Source organism: Mariprofundus micogutta (genome assembly GCF_001895085.1).
Lineage (GTDB): Bacteria > Pseudomonadota > Zetaproteobacteria > Mariprofundales > Mariprofundaceae > Mariprofundus > Mariprofundus micogutta.
This window is the reverse complement of record NZ_BDFD01000003.1, coordinates 119,313-137,276: the sequence shown is the minus strand read 5'-3', so window position 1 is coordinate 137,276 and position 17,964 is coordinate 119,313. Positions and strand designations below refer to the sequence as shown.

The 17,964-nt window shown below is 50.1% G+C and carries 21 protein-coding genes; 8 read left to right on the top strand and 13 right to left on the bottom strand.

Going from position 1 to position 17,964, the window contains the following annotated elements; all coding sequences use genetic code 11:
* Nucleotides 1–2: 2 nt before the first annotated feature.
* From MMIC_RS02980 to MMIC_RS02960, 5 genes are all read right to left on the bottom strand, one after another.
* The gene (locus MMIC_RS02980) at nt 3–1,202 is read right to left on the bottom strand and encodes an aminotransferase class I/II-fold pyridoxal phosphate-dependent enzyme (RefSeq protein ID WP_072658982.1); all 1,200 of its coding nucleotides are present in this window, start codon (nt 1,200–1,202) and stop codon (nt 3–5) included.
* Nucleotide 1,203: 1 nt separating this feature from the next.
* Nucleotides 1,204–1,635 (bottom strand): lipoprotein, encoded by a 432-nt coding sequence (locus MMIC_RS02975; RefSeq protein WP_072658875.1) that lies wholly within the window; start codon nt 1,633–1,635, stop codon nt 1,204–1,206.
* Nucleotides 1,628–3,016, bottom strand: a complete 1,389-nt coding sequence (gene argH / locus MMIC_RS02970; protein WP_072658873.1) for an argininosuccinate lyase — start codon at nt 3,014–3,016, stop codon at nt 1,628–1,630. The genes MMIC_RS02975 and argH overlap by 8 nt, the downstream gene beginning before the upstream one ends.
* 230 nt (nt 3,017–3,246) lie before the next feature.
* On the bottom strand, nt 3,247–3,450 hold the full coding sequence (locus MMIC_RS02965; protein WP_072658871.1) for a SlyX family protein: 204 nt from the start codon (nt 3,448–3,450) through the stop codon (nt 3,247–3,249).
* Between the two features lie 39 nt (nt 3,451–3,489).
* A complete protein-coding gene (locus MMIC_RS02960) occupies nt 3,490–4,485 on the bottom strand; it encodes a serine/threonine protein kinase (RefSeq protein ID WP_072658870.1) in 996 nt (331 codons plus the stop codon).
* A gap of 113 nt (nt 4,486–4,598) precedes the next feature.
* Here MMIC_RS02960 and MMIC_RS02955 point away from each other — a divergent pair, with 113 nt between their 5' ends.
* Nucleotides 4,599–5,369 carry a glucosaminidase domain-containing protein gene (locus MMIC_RS02955; protein ID WP_072658868.1) on the top strand — a complete coding sequence of 257 codons (771 nt, stop codon included), beginning with the start codon at nt 4,599–4,601 and terminating at the stop codon, nt 5,367–5,369.
* Nucleotides 5,370–5,978: 609 nt separating this feature from the next.
* A complete protein-coding gene (gene rsgA, locus MMIC_RS02950; RefSeq protein WP_083530408.1) occupies nt 5,979–6,896 on the top strand; it encodes a ribosome small subunit-dependent GTPase A in 918 nt (305 codons plus the stop codon).
* A gap of 65 nt (nt 6,897–6,961) precedes the next feature.
* Here rsgA and folA read toward each other — a convergent pair whose 3' ends face one another.
* The 3 genes from folA to MMIC_RS02935 are packed head-to-tail and all read right to left on the bottom strand — an operon-like array spanning nt 6,962 to nt 8,863.
* Nucleotides 6,962–7,444: a type 3 dihydrofolate reductase gene (folA, locus tag MMIC_RS02945; RefSeq protein ID WP_072658980.1), complete on the bottom strand. Its 483-nt coding sequence runs from the start codon at nt 7,442–7,444 to the stop codon at nt 6,962–6,964.
* A 1-nt stretch (nt 7,445) separates the two neighbouring features.
* Nucleotides 7,446–8,015, bottom strand: coding sequence for a heme-binding beta-barrel domain-containing protein (locus MMIC_RS02940; RefSeq protein ID WP_072658865.1), 570 nt, complete (start codon nt 8,013–8,015; stop codon nt 7,446–7,448).
* 14 nt (nt 8,016–8,029) lie between these two features.
* Nucleotides 8,030–8,863 carry a thymidylate synthase gene (locus tag MMIC_RS02935; protein ID WP_072658863.1) on the bottom strand — a complete coding sequence of 278 codons (834 nt, stop codon included), beginning with the start codon at nt 8,861–8,863 and terminating at the stop codon, nt 8,030–8,032.
* 134 nt (nt 8,864–8,997) lie between these two features.
* Here MMIC_RS02935 and MMIC_RS02930 point away from each other — a divergent pair, with 134 nt between their 5' ends.
* Complete coding sequence (locus MMIC_RS02930; RefSeq protein WP_227819321.1) at nt 8,998–9,267, top strand: EF-hand domain-containing protein; 270 nt, start codon at nt 8,998–9,000, stop codon at nt 9,265–9,267.
* Nucleotides 9,268–9,284: 17 nt separating this feature from the next.
* Here MMIC_RS02930 and MMIC_RS02925 read toward each other — a convergent pair whose 3' ends face one another.
* Both MMIC_RS02925 and MMIC_RS02920 read right to left on the bottom strand, forming a co-directional pair.
* Nucleotides 9,285–10,193 (bottom strand): hypothetical protein, encoded by a 909-nt coding sequence (locus MMIC_RS02925; protein ID WP_072658859.1) that lies wholly within the window; start codon nt 10,191–10,193, stop codon nt 9,285–9,287.
* Nucleotides 10,190–11,098: a cation diffusion facilitator family transporter gene (locus MMIC_RS02920; RefSeq protein WP_143144852.1), complete on the bottom strand. Its 909-nt coding sequence runs from the start codon at nt 11,096–11,098 to the stop codon at nt 10,190–10,192. The genes MMIC_RS02925 and MMIC_RS02920 overlap by 4 nt, the downstream gene beginning before the upstream one ends.
* 99 nt (nt 11,099–11,197) lie before the next feature.
* Between MMIC_RS02920 and ampD the strand changes: the two genes are divergently transcribed.
* The 5 genes from ampD to MMIC_RS02895 all read left to right on the top strand — a co-directional run bounded on the left by ampD (nt 11,198) and on the right by MMIC_RS02895 (nt 14,421).
* Entirely contained in the window at nt 11,198–11,740 is a 543-nt protein-coding gene (gene ampD / locus MMIC_RS02915) for a 1,6-anhydro-N-acetylmuramyl-L-alanine amidase AmpD (RefSeq protein ID WP_072658858.1), read from the top strand.
* Nucleotides 11,737–12,393 (top strand): Crp/Fnr family transcriptional regulator, encoded by a 657-nt coding sequence (locus MMIC_RS02910; RefSeq protein WP_072658856.1) that lies wholly within the window; start codon nt 11,737–11,739, stop codon nt 12,391–12,393. Before ampD ends, MMIC_RS02910 begins: the two co-directional genes overlap by 4 nt.
* Before the next feature lie 77 nt (nt 12,394–12,470).
* Entirely contained in the window at nt 12,471–12,689 is a 219-nt protein-coding gene (locus tag MMIC_RS02905; RefSeq protein ID WP_072658854.1) for a YgaP family membrane protein, read from the top strand.
* A gap of 156 nt (nt 12,690–12,845) precedes the next feature.
* On the top strand, nt 12,846–13,043 hold the full coding sequence (locus MMIC_RS02900) for a YgaP family membrane protein (RefSeq protein ID WP_072658852.1): 198 nt from the start codon (nt 12,846–12,848) through the stop codon (nt 13,041–13,043).
* Nucleotides 13,044–13,245: 202 nt separating this feature from the next.
* On the top strand, nt 13,246–14,421 hold the full coding sequence (locus tag MMIC_RS02895) for a helix-hairpin-helix domain-containing protein (protein ID WP_072658850.1): 1,176 nt from the start codon (nt 13,246–13,248) through the stop codon (nt 14,419–14,421).
* A 16-nt stretch (nt 14,422–14,437) separates the two neighbouring features.
* Here the strand turns inward: MMIC_RS02895 and rlmN are convergent, their stop codons facing one another.
* The 3 genes from rlmN to MMIC_RS02880 all read right to left on the bottom strand — a co-directional run bounded on the left by rlmN (nt 14,438) and on the right by MMIC_RS02880 (nt 17,940).
* Nucleotides 14,438–15,490 carry a dual-specificity RNA methyltransferase RlmN gene (rlmN, locus tag MMIC_RS02890; RefSeq protein WP_072658849.1) on the bottom strand — a complete coding sequence of 351 codons (1,053 nt, stop codon included), beginning with the start codon at nt 15,488–15,490 and terminating at the stop codon, nt 14,438–14,440.
* Between the two features lie 79 nt (nt 15,491–15,569).
* On the bottom strand, nt 15,570–15,914 hold the full coding sequence (locus MMIC_RS02885) for a 4Fe-4S dicluster domain-containing protein (RefSeq protein ID WP_072658847.1): 345 nt from the start codon (nt 15,912–15,914) through the stop codon (nt 15,570–15,572).
* 73 nt (nt 15,915–15,987) lie between these two features.
* Entirely contained in the window at nt 15,988–17,940 is a 1,953-nt protein-coding gene (locus tag MMIC_RS02880) for a transglycosylase SLT domain-containing protein (RefSeq protein ID WP_072658846.1), read from the bottom strand.
* Nucleotides 17,941–17,964: the final 24 nt, after the last annotated feature.

Sequence of the window (17,964 nt, the reverse complement as noted above, 5' to 3'; positions counted from 1 at the left end):
GATTAAACTCTCACTTGTTTCAGGCGGCGGGCAAGCTCGGCTGCAGCATCCGGCCCATCGACAAGGGCTGCGCGGACATATCCTGAGCCCGGGTTGATGCCCTGTGCATCCTCGGCTCCCAGATAGGAGCCTGGCAGGATGGTCACATTCTGTTGCTGATATGCAGCCAGAGAAAAGGCTTCATCATTGCTAACTGGCAGCCAGACAAAGAATGAACCGGCAGGGATATCACCACCATAAACATCAAAGAATGCTTCTAGACTCTGGCGGTAAACTTCCAGATGCGCTTGAACATGGGGTTCGTCCGACCAGGCGGCAGCGGCAACATGTTGTAAAGGCAGCGGTGTGGCAGGCCCGGTATAACTGCGCAATTTGCTGAATCGTTTGATCAGTTCGGCATCACCGGCAATCAGGCCTGAACGCATGCCGGGCAGGGCCGAACGTTTGGATAGCGAATTCATCACCAGACAACGGGAAAAACCTTCACGCCCCAGATTTTCTGCAACCTGCATCAGGCCGGCAGGTTTATCGGCCCAGTAGATCTCCGAATAACATTCATCGGAGACAACGTAGAAATCATGTTTGTCGGCTAAGGCCAGCAACTCTGCATAATAGGCCTCATCGGCAATCCAGCCGGTTGGATTGGAGGGCGAGCAGACGTAAACCAGTGCTGTATCAGCCCATACCTCATCCGGAACGTTGGACAGATCCGGCGCGAAACCTGTCTGGTGATTGCATGCCAGCAGATAAGGCTCAGCTCCTGCGGTATAGGCAGCACCAAGATAGATCTGGTACATCGGATTGGGCATCATCACATAGGCTTTGCGCCCTGACAGCTTTTCAGCATCGGGATTCACCAGTGCATGCGCGATGGCAAACAGCGCTTCGCGTGTACCATTGGCACTTAATACCTGCGTGCTTGGATTCACATCGCTTAATCCATAGCGACGAACCAGCCATGCAGCGATCGCAGTGCGCAATTCCATGCCACCAATTGTGGATGGATATTTGGAAAAACCGGCAAGCTGTTGCTGAAGTGTCGGGGCAACAAATGCGGGAAGCGGCAGGCGTGGCTCTCCGGCACCTGCATCAATATGGTCCAGTTCAGTATTGCCGTGAGAACCTGCAAACAGTGCCTTCAGGCGTTCAAACGGGTAAGCGCCGAGTCTGTCCAGTCGCGGCTGTTGTGATTTGTTGTTCACTTTATTTGGATAGATCAACGCCACGGGCAGTAATAATCTTGCTCCATGGACCAAGGTTACCTGTTGCATCGATCGCACGGATCCTGAACAGGAATGCTTTTTTGTCGGTTTTCAGGCTGATCAATTTAGTGGTTTCCGAGTTCACCATTTTAGCTTGCGGCAGGCGCTCATCAAAGCGGCGCCAGAAACCAGGGCACTGGCAGTAGGGGTCCATTTCGGTGCGGTCGATCTGATATCCGACACCTTCAGGGATACCCTGCAGTGTAAATCGCAATTCCAGCACATTACCGGCAACCTGATGATATAACTCATTCAGGGAAGGTTTGACAGATGAGCCGTTTGTCATCTGAGGAGCCTCTTTGCGGCCACAGCCGCTGAGCAGCAACGTCGCCGCCATCAACAGGATGAATCCATAATGTATTCGTTTAGTCATGCTGGCTCTCCAGTCTTGTATTCCATTCGGCAACCTGCTTGCGCACCTGATCAGGGGCTGTGCCACCGATGTGATTGCGTGCAGCAACACAGTTCTCTACAGAAAGGAGGCGCACCATATCTGCACTCAGTCGTGCGTCAATATTGCTGCAGGCAGACTCATCCATTTCATGCAGTTCGATGCCTGCTTTTATGCAATGGCCTACCGATTTGCCGACAATCTCATGCGCATCACGAAAAGGGACACCGGCTCGCACCAGCGCATCGGCAAGATCGGTTGCGGTTGCAAACCCGGAAGATGCAGCGGTGTGCATGACCTCGCTGTTCACACTCATGCCCGGCAACATGTCACCGAACACGCGCAGGCAACCTTCGAGATTATCGAAAGCATCGAAAATGGCGGTTTTGTCTTCCTGCATGTCTTTGTTATAAGCCAAAGGCAGCCCTTTCATGGTGGTGAGAATGGCAACCAGACCACCGATAATGCGCCCTGATTTTCCGCGCACCAGTTCCGGCATATCCGGATTTTTCTTTTGCGGCATGATGGATGAGCCGGTGCAGAAGGCATCGGGTAGATCAACAAAGTTGAACTGGGCGCTCATCCACTGGATCAGTTCTTCGGAGAAACGTGAAAGGTGCACAGCGCAGATAGATGCCGCAGCCATGAGTTCCATAATAAAATCACGATCTGATACGGAGTCGAGTGAGTTTCTGGTCGGTCCGTCAAAGCCGAGAGACTCTGCAGTTTTAAAGCGATCAATATTGAATGTGGTGCCAGCAAGTGCTGCCGAGCCCAGTGGGCACTGGTTCATACGGGTTCTTGCATCGGCAAAACGGCAGGCATCACGATCGAACATCTCCACATAAGCCAGCAGGTGATGGCCGAGTGTGACCGGCTGTGCTGTCTGCAAATGCGTGAAGCCGGGCATGATGGTGTCGGCATGTGTTCCGGCCAGAGTAAGCAGAACCGATTGCAGACGGCGGATGCGATGGATCATGGTGTCGGTACGACTGCGCAGATACAGGCGGGTATCAGTTGCAACCTGGTCATTACGTGAACGGGCTGTATGCAGGCGTTTACCCGCATCGCCGATTTTTTTGGTCAGCTGGGATTCGATATTCATGTGCACATCTTCCAGTGCAATGGTGAATTTGAATTCACCGCTCTCGATTTCACCGAGCACTTCATCCAGGCCACGCAGGATCGAGTTCAGGTCTTCCTGCGTAAGGATACCCTGCTCACAGAGCATACGGGCATGTGCCTTGGAGCCGGCGATATCTTCGGCATACATACGTGCATCCACATCGGTGGAGGCATTAAAGGCTTCTACAAATTCATCGGTGGGGGATTCAAAACGACCGCCCCAGGGTTTTTCAGACATATCGGCACCTGCTTACAAGATTTGGCAACTATAGCTTTGCTTGTCGGATAACGGAAATATAACCAGCCCTGAGTAAAGGAAACCCTGAAAAACTACGTCCATATAGTTTTTCAGCACGCAAAGGAAAAAGCGTGGTTTTGCCTTTGCTCACAAAATTAAGCATTTAGCATGCATGATTTTGGCAGGCCATCCGTGGCCTGCATGGATTCTCTGAGTTTCTCAGAGAATCCTTAATAATGCGGTGGCGGAACTTCTTCATCCGGTCTCGCCAGCCCTGAATTGCTACCCTGTTTAAGATGTTCATCCAGTCGTTTCATCGCCTTTTCCAGACGGTCAATCTGTTGCTGTTGACGGATGATCACATCATTGAGTTCATCAATAATGTGATCCTGATAGGAGATCTTGGTTTCCAGTTCGATAAGTCGCTTTTCCATAAGGCGGAGTCTACTTCACTGCAGCGCGTTCAGCGACAATCATAGCCATTGCAGGGGATGCTCCTGCAGAGCCGAGGCCTGTTCTTTCAGTGAAAGAATATGCTGTTCCCAGTAGTGCTGACTGTTGAACCAGGGGAATGCCGCTTTGAATGCGGGGTCATGCCAGCGTTTCGCCAGCCATGCGGCATAGTGCATCATGCGAAGGGTTCTCAGCGGCTCGATCAGTGACAGTTCGCGACAATCGAAATCGTGGAACTGGCTGTAGGCAGTAAGCAGGGTATCCAGCGAAGCATTCATCTGATGACGGTCACCCGAGAGAAACATCCACAGATCCTGAATGGCCGGTCCCATGCGGGCATCATCAAAGTCGACGATGTAAGGCGTACCATCTTTGCCTGCTGCACTATCCCAGAGAATATTGCCGGGATGGCCATCGCCATGCAGACGAATTTGTTCTGCATCCACATCTTCAAACCTGTCTTCAATGATGTTCAACAGATCTTCAGCCAGCTTTTCGTAGGCGGATTGCAAATCAGGCGGGATAAAATCGTTCTCCATCAGAAATTCATAAGCGTCATCACCGAAGCTGGCTACATCAAGTGTAGGGCGGTGTTTAAAGGCGGAGACTGCCCCCAGCGCATGAATGCGGCCTATATATCGGCCGAGTTGCTGCAGGTGGTCATCATTTTCCAGGTCCGGCGCACGGCCTGCTTTGACTGGAAAGAGTGACAGGCGGTGATCCTGATAACGGTGCAGGGTTTTACCATGCAGCGTTAAGGCTGGCACGGCGGGAATCTCCAGTGTAGCCAGTTCCTGTATAAATTGATGCTCTTCCAGAATTGATTCGTCCGACCAGCGGCCCGGACGATAGAATTTAGCCACCAGTGAAGGTTCATGTTCGATACCGACCAGATAAACACGATTTTCGTATGAATTCAGTGCCAGCTGATGGCCATCGCAATGGAAGCCCAGATTCTCCACGGCCTGAATCACCTGTTCAGGTCCAAGCTCATAAAATGATTCCTGTTTTGTCATGCGGCCAGACTAGCACAGTCAGTTTAAAAACCTTCAGAATGCATCTGCAGCCGGTGGAAAGTTTTGTGCGGTCAGTCACCGACGTCTGTAAAAACCTGCCGCATAGTTGACCTATGCAACGACCTGTCCTTACCTCAACCCTTTTCATCCGTGCGGGCCTTACCCTGATTATATGGATGCTGGCGCTGGCCACATTGACTGCCTGCTCGACGATGACCGTAAAAAAAGAACCGGAGCCGACCAAGCCGGCAGTAAAACAGAGTGCTAACGAGAAAAAACAGAAGTTCTTTGCTTTTATGAAGCCGCATATCGAAAGCGAGAATCAGCGTATCGCAATTCAGCGAGAGAAATTGCTCAGGTTGCAGAAGAAGCACTCTCTCAGCGGCAGCGATTTGAAATGGCTGCAGGCACTGGGCAATGAATACAAAATAAGCATCAAGCAGCAGCCAGACAAGGCTGAGTGGCAGAAACTTGTGAAACGTGTGGATGCCATTCCGCTGGAGATGGCACTGATTCAGGCTGCCAATGAGTCAGCCTGGGGCACATCCCGCTTTGCCCGCAAGGGCAACAACTACTTCGGGCAGTGGTGTTACACAAAAGGTTGCGGCCTTGTACCGAAACAGCGCGCTGCCGGAGCAACTCATGAAGTGCGCCGTTTTTCCGATGCACGTGAATCGGTCAATGCCTATATGCGCAATATCAATACCACGCGTGCTTATGCGGATTTCCGCAGCTTAAGACAAATCTCCAGAAACAAGGGCCATGATCTCAATGCTGAAAAGCTGGCTGTGGGATTGAAGTCCTATTCCGAACGCGGCATGGCATATGTGAAAATCATCCAGTCCATGATCCGCAGTAACAGGGAACTGATCGCCAGCAGCTAATAGAAGGTGACGGGAGTGCTGACCGAATAACTGATTTCGGCCTATCAGTCATTCAGACCTATAGAGATAGCTATCACATGAATTGCATATATGAATGCGTCTTGGGTCATCTTCTGACTCCCATCCGGCACTGCTAATATTCTCTGACTTGCAGCTCGGACAATGTAATCCTCCAAGTGAAATACTTCCATGCGCTTTGATAAATTCACCTATTGTTGGCAAGTCCTGCCAGACCATAAATGCTTCTCTTCTCATTGACCAAACCTTCAATTGAACCCCCATCCAATATGAATAAATCTGATTGTAGACCATGATTTAAAATTTGTCTGTCCTCCAAATGGGGGACAACAGACAGATGGTTTTACAGCCCATTAGTTTGCTGGCGAAAGAATGGCTGCTTGAGGTCAATTTCGGTTATTCAGTAGTTCTGACTGTGCTATATTTCATTTGCTTGATAAGCTTTATCTAGGCTTATGTTTCCTGGGAGGTTTTTTGATAAATTTCAGAGCTCTTTCTCGATTAGGCTGGAAGGCCTATTTTCAACAACAGCTTACGCTTGAAGAGTGGGAAAACACCAGGGTGGGTCGGGTTGTCTCTCAGGAGAGGGGCATGATTCATTTGCAGACCTCAGAGGGCAAAAGATCGATACATATTTCAAAAAGCATGCCTGTATTTGCAGTGGGTGACTGGATTGTTCTGGATTCAGCATACAGCTTTATTCGTCCGCTTGACCGGTTCTCACTGTTTTCCCGTAAAGCGGCTGGAACAAAGGTTTCAAGCCAGTTGATAGCATCCAATATCGATACTGTATTTATCGTTAACTCCATGAATCAAGATTTCAATCTTAACCGTATAGAGCGTTATCTGGCTCTGGCCAATGAGGCTGGAGTTGATCCGGTGATTGTATTAACGAAGTTGGATGTTTGTGAGAATCCAGATCAGCTCTTCGAGCAGATCAAAGGAATGGCTTCGTTTCTTGAAGTGATTGCAGTGAACTGCCTTGATGCGGAAAGTGCCAGTCAGCTTGATGCTCGGTGTGTAGAAGGGAAAACAGTTGCATTCTTGGGCTCGTCTGGAGTCGGCAAATCAACGCTAATTAATACACTGATGGGAGAGCACGTGCAGAATACAAAAGCCATCCGTGAAGATGATGCGAAAGGACGTCATACCACAACGTCAAGATCAATCCACATCCTTCCTTCAGGGGGCCTACTACTCGATACGCCGGGTATGCGGGCATTGCAACTGGCTAACTGCGAGCAGGGGATTGAGGAGACATTCAGTGAAATCAGCGAGCTTGCCAATCGTTGCAGGTTTAAAGATTGCCAGCATGAAAATGAGCCCGGTTGTGCTGTTCGTGCGGCAATCGAGGCAGGCAATATAGGAGAGCGACGACTTTCCAATTATATTAAGCTGATGAAAGAGCAGGAGCTGAATGCCGCCTCTCTAGCGGAGAAACGCTCTAAAGACAGAGAGTTCGGGCGACACATACATACCTATAAAAAATCGAAGTTGGGTAAAAAATAACTACGCTATATGCGCCGTAGTTTTTCTTTGAGTGGCCGAAAACAGCCAATGGACCGGATTAAACTCTATGCGCGCTCAAGAATGATGAAAGTGTAGGGGTGCTGGTTTTTCTCATCCGGAGTGTGTGATTCGCGATAGGTTTCTTGCCATGCGCTGCGGTCAAATTCTGGGAACCATGCATCACCTTCAAACTCGCTATCGATTTCGGTGATGTATAAACGCTCGGCATGATCGAACAGCAGTGCATAGATTTCTGCACCCCCCATCACCATGATCTCTTCAGCTTCGGGAACGGCTGCAATGGCCTCATCGAGCGAGTGGATCACTGTGCAGTCATCAATCTGCAAATCAGGCTGGCGGGTCAGAATCAGATTGGTACGACCGGGAAGAGGGCGTCCGATAGACTCATAAGTTTTACGGCCCATCAGGATGGGTTTGCCCATGGTCGATTTTTTGAACCAGGCCATGTCTGCAGGCAGGCGCCAGGGCAGCGCATTGTCGCGGCCTATCAGCCGGTTCTTATCCTGTCCCCAGATGAAGGAAATCATATCAGTCACTTACCTTTTGCAGTCGGTTTTTATCAGTGTGGTGGAATAGTGCCTCAAAGCCGTGCACCTGCAGTTGCGTATCTTCGAAATAGCTGAAGCTGCCATCATCATGGATATTCACATCCAACTCATAACGGACAGTTTTGAATGCCTTATCGAGGAATGGATTGGAGAGTATGCCTGCGATTTCCGATCCTGCATTGGCAGAGAGTGAAAATGCTTTGTCGTTTGCAGCAGCTGTACCGATAGCGTTGACAGTGACTACGCGCGGTACCATAAAGCAGCGCATGACCTGGTTGGCATAAGCATCCCACATCCAGTAGCCGAGTTCTTCATGAAACGGATCATCTTCATTCAGTGGCCATGCGGTGGTTGAGTAGCGCAGGCCATAAAGCTCCTGTATGCCATTTTTTACCGGTCCCATCGGTTCAAATACAATGCGTTCACGGTATAAAGATTCGACCGGCCCATCCTTACCGGGCGCAACATCAATACCCTGATCACCCTCCCATATTCCAGCCAGAGCTGCCAAAGGTCCCAAGTTTTCAATAATGTTATCTGATTCACTCATGGTTAAGTCCTCAATTAAATTGCAATCGGGGCGCGAATACCGGGATGGCATTCATAACCCTCCAGTTCGAAGTCATCATAGGTGAAGTCGAAGATGTTTTTTACATCCGTATTGATGGTCATAGTCGGCAGGGCAAACGTCTCACGTGCCAGTTGCGTTTCCACCTGTTCCATATGATTGGAGTAGAGGTGCGCATCGCCGAAGGTGTGTACGAAATCGCCGGGCTTAAGGTCGCATACCTGGGCGATCATCATGGTCAGCAGTGCATAGCTGGCGATATTGAACGGAACACCGAGAAAAATATCAGCACTGCGCTGATATAACTGGCAGGAGAGTTTGCCATCGGCAACATAGAACTGGAAAAAGGCATGGCAGGGGGCGAGCGCCATTTTGCCGTTGGCCACATTGGCCTGCGGGCTGATCGATTCATCGGGCAGATCGGAGGCATTCCAGGCCGACACAATCAGCCGGCGAGAATTGGGTTTGGATTTAATCTGCTCAATCAGTTCGGCAACCTGATCGATTGATTCACCATTCGGGGTGGGCCAGTTACGCCACTGATAACCGTACACCGGGCCGAGAGAGCCATCATCCGTCGCCCACTCATTCCAGATGGTGACGCCATTCTCCGTCAGGTATTTGGTATTGGTATCACCTTTCAGAAACCACAGTAGTTCATGGATGATTGATTTCAGATGCACTTTTTTTGTCGTCACCATCGGGAAACCTTCCGAGAGATCAAAACGCATCTGATAGCCGAATACAGATTTTGTACCCGTACCGGTGCGGTCACCCTTCTGGGTGCCGTTATCACGCACATGGCGCATTAAATCTAGATAGGCTTTCATGTTTCCCCTCGCAGGATGGTCGTAAGTTGGATAAAGTCGCGTCTGTCATGAATCATGGCAGAGAGTTAAGAGCCTGTTAACATAAAATCCCTGTGAATGGGCTTCAGGAGAGGTAAATCATGTATATGCGCTTGATGACTATTTTGATTGCAATGGGCTGTTTAACTTCGCCTGCATCGGCGGCTCCAATGACTGCCACGGATAAAATCGTCAAAACATTCATGGAACTGGATGCCAATGATTCCGAAGGTGTATCACGCAGTGAATACAGAGCCATGATTGAGCAGCGCATGAATCAGCGGTTCAGAGAGATGGATGCCAATCGCGATGGTGAAGTGACTGCAGATGAATATCGGGAATTCTGGCTAACTAAAAAAGCACAGTGGTATCGTCTGCAGCGCTAGTTTTGTTGTGTGACTGTCTAACGCGTCATACGAACCCGGATCACAACAGATCTTTTTCCGATCGTTGAATGGCGAGAGAGCAGGGCGCTGCCCAGCTTGTTTGCCTCATTTTGTGATGCTGCAATGGTGACTGTCTCATTCAGCGGCACAGTTAATTCCGTAGCTGCACCAGTAAGCTCCACGATGGCATTGTTACGAACATGCGGCACGGCATTGTAGCGCATATTGGCGGTATTGGACGGTGCTCTGTTCGGGTTTTGTGCAGTGCCAAGATCAATCAGCATCTCTTGTTGCCCGGAAACCTGAGCAGTTTTACGCTGCATCCATGGGGTAATGCGCACGCGCACCTGATCGAGTCCTACCGGCCATGCCTGCACCTTGAAGCCAGAGGTGATGGGTATCAGTTCCACACTATTCATTTTCACCAGCCCGTAACCCGAAAGCCATGCTCTGGTTTCGCGGCTCAGTGTTTGCAGGGTGCCGACTTCGATACTGCCCGGTTCATTTGCGCTGATGCGCAGCTGGAAGCTGCTGCGGTTATTCGATCTGTTGCCACTGTTATTCAGGCGAATGCGAGCCCAACCGCCGGATAGGGCCGGGGATAGCTGTGCCGATGACAGTTTTGCGCTCGTGCCACTGTCTGAACGGATATCTTCAATCTCAACCTGAGCCAGGAATTGCTGAACCGGCTGATCCATCTGTTTCAACAGTGCTTTGGCCTGTTTGATATGGGAGCTGTCATCTTCCAGTATAAGGATGCGGCGTGAGGTGATGACGGCCACCTTGCCATCGGCTGATAGCTGACTTTTTGCAGCATCTGCTGCCTCCTGCATAGGCAGGAAAAACACTTCAATGATTTCGGATGCCGCGAAAGCCGGCGCTGACAGGGACAGCCATACAATACATCCCGCAAGCAGCCTGATCATGCTGCAAACTCCGGGTGTTCTTCTATAAGCCCGGCAGGATCCTCGTGAATAATCACTTCGCAGTCAGGGTATTCTGCCATGATGCTGGCTTCCACTTCATCAGCGATGGCGTGTGCCTGCCTTAGATTCAGGTGATCATCCAGTTCAAGATGCAACTGAATGAATGTTGTTGTGCCGGACCTGCGTGTACGCAGATCGTGCAGGCCTCTTGCTTCAGGATGGGCGCGTACAATGGCCTTGATCTGGTCACGCTCTTCAACCGGCAGTTCGCGGTCCATCAACAGATCCAGTGACTCCTGTGCAATTTCCCATGCGCTGTAGAGAATATAGGCGGCGATAGCGATGGCGAACACAGGGTCGAAACCTTCCCAGCCATAAAAGGCGAGCAGCAGCGCTACAATGACTCCTGCATTAACCAGCAGGTCAGTTTTGTAGTGCAGGTGATCGGCTTTGATTGCAGTGGAGTCAGTTTTACTGATCACATGTTTCTGGAATATGAGCAGACCCATGGTGGCGACTATGGACAGCACCATGACCGCGATCGCGACCGGCATGGCTGCAATCGGCTGTGGATGCCATAGGTGTGAAATAGCTTCAAGAACCAGAAACAGCGAGGAGCCGGTGATGAATGTTGCCTGTCCAAGCCCTGCCAGAGCCTCTGCCTTGCCATGACCGAAACGATGCTCTTTATCCGCCGGAGCCAGTGCATGACGGACAGCCAGAAGATTGATGATAGAGGCTGCTGCATCGAGGCATGAGTCGATCAGGGTAGCCAGCAGACTGACAGAATCACTCATGAACCATGCTACTGCCTTGGTAACAATCAGTGTCAGGGCGACTGTTGTGGAAACGTAGGTCGCCAATTTCATCAGGCGTGCTTTTTCTTGCTGTGTAACGCTACTCATGTGCCCATTGTGCCGTAATTCTGAAGCGAATAAAGGTGTAATAATGGACTGCATTTGTTTAGGCATGACATTGCTTCGGATGCATACCATGATAAGCCCATGCGACAGCTGATATCACCGCACCAGAATGAGAGGCCGGCTGGCACTGAGATAAGCTTGATTGTACTGCATGCAATCAGCCTGCCACCCGGTGCGTTCGAGCTGGATCATATCTGTAAGCTGTTTATGGGGTCTCTGGATTGTGCTGCCCATCCGGATTTTGAGACGCTGCAGGGTTTACAGGTGTCGGCGCATTTTGTTGTCGACCGGAAAGGCCATATCACGCAGTTTGTTGCCTGCGACCAGCGGGCATGGCACGCAGGCCTGTCTGAGTGGCAGGGCCGTAGTGGTTGTAATGATTTTGCCATTGGTATTGAAATGATTGGTGATGAGCAGCGACCATTTACGCAGGCACAGTACCGTGAGACGGCGCGCTTGTGCCGGGTACTGATGCAGCGTTACCCATCCATTTCGAGCAATCAAATTGTTGGTCATCAGGATATTGCACCGGGACGGAAATGGGACCCCGGAAAGCAATGGCAGTGGAATAAATTCAAACGTTCATTACGCAGAATCAGGCGTCTGGATCTGGAGGTTTTATGACAAGTTGGCTGGAGCTCTTTCCATCGATGCATCAATTGCCGGTAACGCTGACCAAAGAGCTTACCGGTCTACAGACGATGAAGGTGCCGAAAGGGACTGTTCTGTTTCGGGATGGAGATGCCTGTCAGGGTTATGTGTTTGTGCTCGATGGTTCGGTACGCGTGCAGAAAATGGACCCTGAGGGGCGTGAGATTGTGCTGTATCGGGTTGAGGATGGGCAGACCTGTATGCTGACCACCTCCTGCCTGCTTGGAGATAAGGCCTATCCGGCCGAAGGTGTTGCTGAAATAGAAACTGAGTTGGCACTCATTCCAGCCCAGCGTTTTGATGAACTGCTTGCTGACAGTGCATTTCGCAAGTTTGCACTGGGCATGATATCCGAGCGTATCGCTGATTTGATGGCCTTGATAGAGGATGTTGCTTTCGGACGCATGGATGCACGTTTGATTCGACGACTGATGGAACTCGATGATGGTTCTCACAAGCTCAAATTGACGCATCAACAGCTTGCCACGGAACTTGGAACGGCGCGGGAAGTCATCAGTCGTATTCTGAAAGATTTTGAACGGCGTGGCCATGTGAGCCTGGGCCGGGGAGAAGTTACGCTGATCGATCTTGATGCACTTTGGCACATTGCCACTACGGATGTGTGACAATATCACGGTTTTGTCATGTTTATGGGTCTAGACTGCCGCTATTATAAGTAACAAGTGACCTGAGGAGGTTGATGATGAACGCAAATGTAGGAACGATTGATCGAGTATTCAGACTGGTGGCCGGTGCGGCAGCGATTGCTTTCGGATATATGGGTGGGCTTGAAGCACCATGGAACATGGTAGCGATTGCTGCCGGTAGTGTATTTGTACTGACAGCAGCGATTAAATTCTGCCCGCTCTATGCAATTGTCGGAGCGAGCACATGTAGTAAATGTAAAACATCCGAAGGCTGATCTTAATACAGCTTCATGCGAAAGGCGTCCTGCAAAGGGCGCTTTTTTTGCGATATGATCTATGTTGCATACTTGTCTAATAATATTATTGATTAATAATATTATTATCTATATACTCTGTCTGCTTGTTAAAGATGCTGTACTAGGAGGTCAGTGATGAAAGCAAATCTTGGTGAGATGGATAGGTTTTTCAGGCTTGCGTTTGGTGCGATCCTGATTGGAGTAGGCACTGTTTTTGGTCTTTTTGCCCCATGGTCATATGTGGTTGGCGGTGTATTGGTCGTAACAGCGTTATTGAGTTTTTGTCCGCTGTACCCGATGTTGGGTATCAATACGAGTGAGAAAGTCGCTTGATCTGAGCGAAAACTAAGCAGCAGCTCACTGTATTTATCGTGACAATATGAGATGTTTTACGGAGATGAGTGCTTCTGCGCTCAAATGACAGCACTCTATTCTTGAAAGGCGGCCATGGAGGGCCGCTTTTTTTTGTGCCGGCACCAGACTTAAGCTTTTATGCTACACTATTGTGGGATTTGATAGATCAGAGGGGGTGGGCATGTCACTGTTGGAAATTTCAATATTTTTTGCCGCTCTGGCAGTCCCGCTATCGATGATGCTTGCGCACGATTATCGCATTGCCCTCGAACAGGGTGTCGGGATTATGCATTTGCCGGCGTTCTTTAATCGTTACAGTACGCTGCTTGTGCTTACCAGCGTGTATGGCGGCATCTATTATGTGCTGCTTATGCTTTATACCGGCGGTTTCCTCGATAATAACCAGTCGGTAAACATTTATGACTGGGATGATTTTTTTGTTCCTACGGCATGTATCTCGACTTTGAGTATTCTGCTCTTCGGTTATCTTCTGCAGGCGGATAATGCCTTTTATCTGGATTCTCTGATCAATGATAAACACGAAACATCTGCAAGGCGGGGACTTGTTCTTCGCACATTTCGTTCGGTCAGCATCGGTCAGGTTGCACCGGGGGTGTTGTTCCCGCTTTCAGTCTGCCTGTGGGCACTGCACGGTGCATGGCTGTATAACATCTACAATATCGTTATGCGGGCGAGTAATCAGGACCTGATGCCGCGGCTGTTTTTCTCGGGTGCGGTTCGCATGATTGCCGTGCTGTTTATCTCTGTACTGGTTTATACCGTCTTTCAGGCCCTCTTCCAGCCTTATCGCGAGTCGGATGGCGATAATGCAAAGGCACTTGTGGTGAAGAAAAAAGGAGCTGCCTCCATGCTGGTGGCCGTGGCGCTTATGACTGGCTTCTTTCCTATTCAGGCAGTGGAAATCACCTGGCAGAAGATCAAAAGTTCACAATTGATGAGTGAGTTAATCTCACCTGCAGCAACGCTTTCCATTGGCCATGTGCAGGGCATGAATACATTTATGCGCGAACGTTTGTTTGAAGAGGGTGTGGTTGATATCCATCAGCTGGCGAAGCTGGGCAATCGCCGGGACCTGTTGCACTCCCGCATTGAGAATCTGGTCTCGGAAGAACAACTGGATGACTGGATTGATCAGGCCGACTTAATGCTGCATATACAGGATATCGAATTGTTGCGTCTGTTACGCAGTACAGGCTTGCGAACCCGCAGCCAACTTGATCTGTTGACCAAACCTGAGAGCGGCCAGCAGCTGGATCGTTTCCTGAAACAACTTGACGGTGAGAAAAGAATACAGGTTCAGCAGTTTATTCAGGCATACAGCCAGATTCCGCACTGAAATCGATGGCGGGATTTCAGCCTCCGCGCTGTTTTTTGCGTCGGGCTACCGTTTCGGTTTTAAGCTGGCCGCAGGCGGCTGAAATATCACGGCCGCGTGATTCACGGACTACAGCGATAATGCCTGCCTCCACCAATACAGAGCGGAATGCAGACACAGTTGTTTCATCAGGACATTCATATGCAGCCCCCGCATACGGGTTGAACGGTAGCAGGTTGACCGTACAGCCCAAGCCTGAAACCAGTTCACATAAACGCCCTGCGTCTTCAATGGAGTCATTTACACCGGCGAGCATGACATATTCGATTAATACACGTTTATTGCCACGCTGTTGTATATAATCAGACACTGCCTGCATCAGTTCAGCGATGGGATACTTCCGGTTAATCGGAATGACCCGATTGCGTACTTCATCTGTCGTGGCATTCAGCGACACTGCCAGATTACAAGGCAGGCTATCTTCCATCATACGGTAAATGGCAGGCACCAGTCCTGAAGTAGAGAGCGTCACTCGGTTGGGTGAGAAAGCCATGCCTTTGGGGTCGGTGGCGATACGCAGAAATTGGGCCACTGCATCATAATTGTGCAGGGGTTCACCCATACCCATCAACACCAGATTGCGTACATTGCGCTGACTGATCTGCTGACCAGCCATGACTTCAGCAACCATTTCCTCAGCACTCAGGTTTCGCGTAAGACCGGCGGTAGCGGTAAGACAAAAGGTGCAGCCGACAGCACAACCGACCTGAGTGGAGATACACTGGGTGAGGCGGCCGGGCCCCTGAATCAGAACCGTTTCCACCTCTTTACCATCTTTCATTTTTAGTAGTAATTTGCGTGTGCCATCGTCGGCCAGCTGTTCAGCGCTACACTCGGGTTGAAGTAGCGTTACATGTTGCCCCAGAAAGTCTGATAGCGCTGTTGGTAGTTCCTGAATGGCTGATAAGTCCGGATTATTGTAGCGAAAAACTGATGCGAGAATCTTCTCGGCATGCACAGCTTTAAAGCCTGCCTGCTGGCAGAGATCAATAAGCTGATGATGCTGTAAACCGAGTAATTCTGTTTTCATGCGGGATGATCAGATCCTATAAAAAAAGCGCATGTGTAGCTGACTACACATGCGCCTGGATAACGTGGTTTGATCAGAATCAGAGGCCGTATTTCGCCTTGTTCTGAGCAACTTCTTCAGATGATGGAGGTGTGTGATCTTTCACTTCAGCCAGATCAAACGACTCGCGATCAGAATCGCAGAGCTCATTGAGTTCGATATCGGAGATGAATACTTCCGGCACATCTTCTTCAGGATAAATCGCTTCCCAAGGGCATTCCGGCTCACATACCGCACAGTCGATGCACTCTTCAGGAGAGATGTAGAGCAGATTTGGCGTTTCCTCAGAGATCTCTTTTGGTTGGTAGAAACAGTCAACCGGACATACGGCTACACATGCAGTATCTACACAATCTTTACACAGCTGGGTGACAACAAATGCCATGAGTCTTTACCTCACATATCGAATTGGCGGCGCAGCCTAGCAAGCAGTTGCTGCAATGGCTACTGCCACGGGATTAAGGGTATTCATTCAAGCTGACCTGCTGAATACGTTCGTTCAGTCTGGCAAGCAGACTGGATGGGGTTTTGGCTTGTCTCCATTCGTATACGCTGACAAAGGCCATGACCTGCTGCACATAACGGCGGGTTTCATTGAACGGGATAGCTTCTACCCAGGCTTCAGCGGCATCAAATGAGCTGCGCTCCAGCCATTTGGATACCCTGTGCGGGCCGGCATTATATGCGGCAGCAGCCAATGCAAGGTTGCCGAAACGCTTCTTCTGCTGGGCAAGATAAGCCGAACCAAGTTTGATATTGGTGGCTGGAGAGAACAGATCGGGTCGCCTGCTTTTCATCTTCAGCTTTTTGGCAGTGGCTCGTGCGGTTTTTGGCATCAACTGCATCAGTCCGCGTGCCCCGACATAGGAGGTGGCCCTTTGATTGAAGGCGGATTCCTGGCGGATGATGCTCCATATTGCAGATGTGCTGAGGCCTGTTCGTTTCGATTCCCTCAATACGGATTTCTCATGGGCGAGAGGAAAACGACCTTCAAGTGCATCGAGTCGGTCAGCCTTGAATGCAGCGCGAATCACTTGATCATGCCAGTCCCATGATCTGGCGAGAACAGCGGCAGCTTCCCATCTGCTTTTTGGTGAGCTGCTCAGGGCAAAGTGCCATTCACGGCTGGCTTTATTGCTGTTACCCAGCTGTAGCCATTCATATGCACGGATAATTGCCGGTTTTTCTTTTATCGCAGCCTGCTCGGTTTTTGAAGCCTGAAAATCAGAGGATTCAATATTAAACGGCAGGCCCAGGCGCTCGGCACTTAAAAAACTGTAATAACCGCGTTGAGTTGCCAGCTGCATATACAAAGCACCGGATTCCTGAGTCTTTCCTGTGTTTTCAAGCGCACGGGCTTTCCAATAGAGCCAGTGACTTTGCTGTTGTTCATTTGCAGGCATGGCATCAATCACCCGGCTGGCTTTCTGCCACTGCTGATCAAGTATATGCAATCGAACCTGCCAGCTTCTGGTCTCTTCATTCTGCTCGCGAGCCGGCAGCTTTTGCAGCCAGTCTGCAGCTTCTTGCATATGCCGTTTGGCCGCACGCAGGGCGATACGTCTTTGTTGTGCGCTGTAAAATTCCGCTTCGATCTCTTTATTCGCTTTGCCCTTCAATGACTCCAGCGCATGCCAGGCCTTGAGTGGATCTTTTCGTGCCAGCCGGTTCAGTCCATCAGCCAGAATCAGTCGGGACGGCGTTGCCGTCATGGCACCTGGCCAGGCTGAAAGATGTTCTTCCGGCTGCTTTTGAACCTGTCGCCAATACGCCAACCATTGCTGTTCTGTCTTGGGTAGTCCTTTTGCCAGTTTTTTGGCTTTGCCCCACTTGCCCTTGTGTATGAATGTTTCTATGCGTGTCCATCGTTCTGCGACAGTAGGATGCCCCTGTTTTTTCCAATTCTGGTGCAAGCGGTAGGAAAAGTCGGAGACTTTTTTTCCATTCATCCAGCGTTGTGAAAATTGCAGCAGAGCAGTTTCCTTAGCGCCTATATGCCAGAGTGCAATCATGGAAATTTCCGGTACGCGCCTGATATCCGATGGCGATTTTTCAAGCAGTTCCGAGACTTTTACCCATTGGCCTCGTTTGGCCAGGTCTTTTATCCAGGCAATACGCAGATTGATTGATTCGGGTACATCGGCATGTTGCTCAAGCAGAGATGCAATGGCGGTATCGCTACCTTTTTTGAGGTCTTTGCGGGCCTGCCAGATATCGAGATACGGGGTGAGCGGATAACTACCCAGTTTGGCTTTCAGTTTATTGTACGATGCCATGTTGTTCTTATTCAGGGCTTTGCGTGCCTGTTCGAACCACTGTCGTTGCTGCTCGATGGATGAGGGTGAAGAAGCAGCCTGTGCCCAGGGCGCACATGCCAGCATCAAGATAATGATTAAACCTGTTAAGCGCATATAAGCCCTTCCTGAGTTTTATCC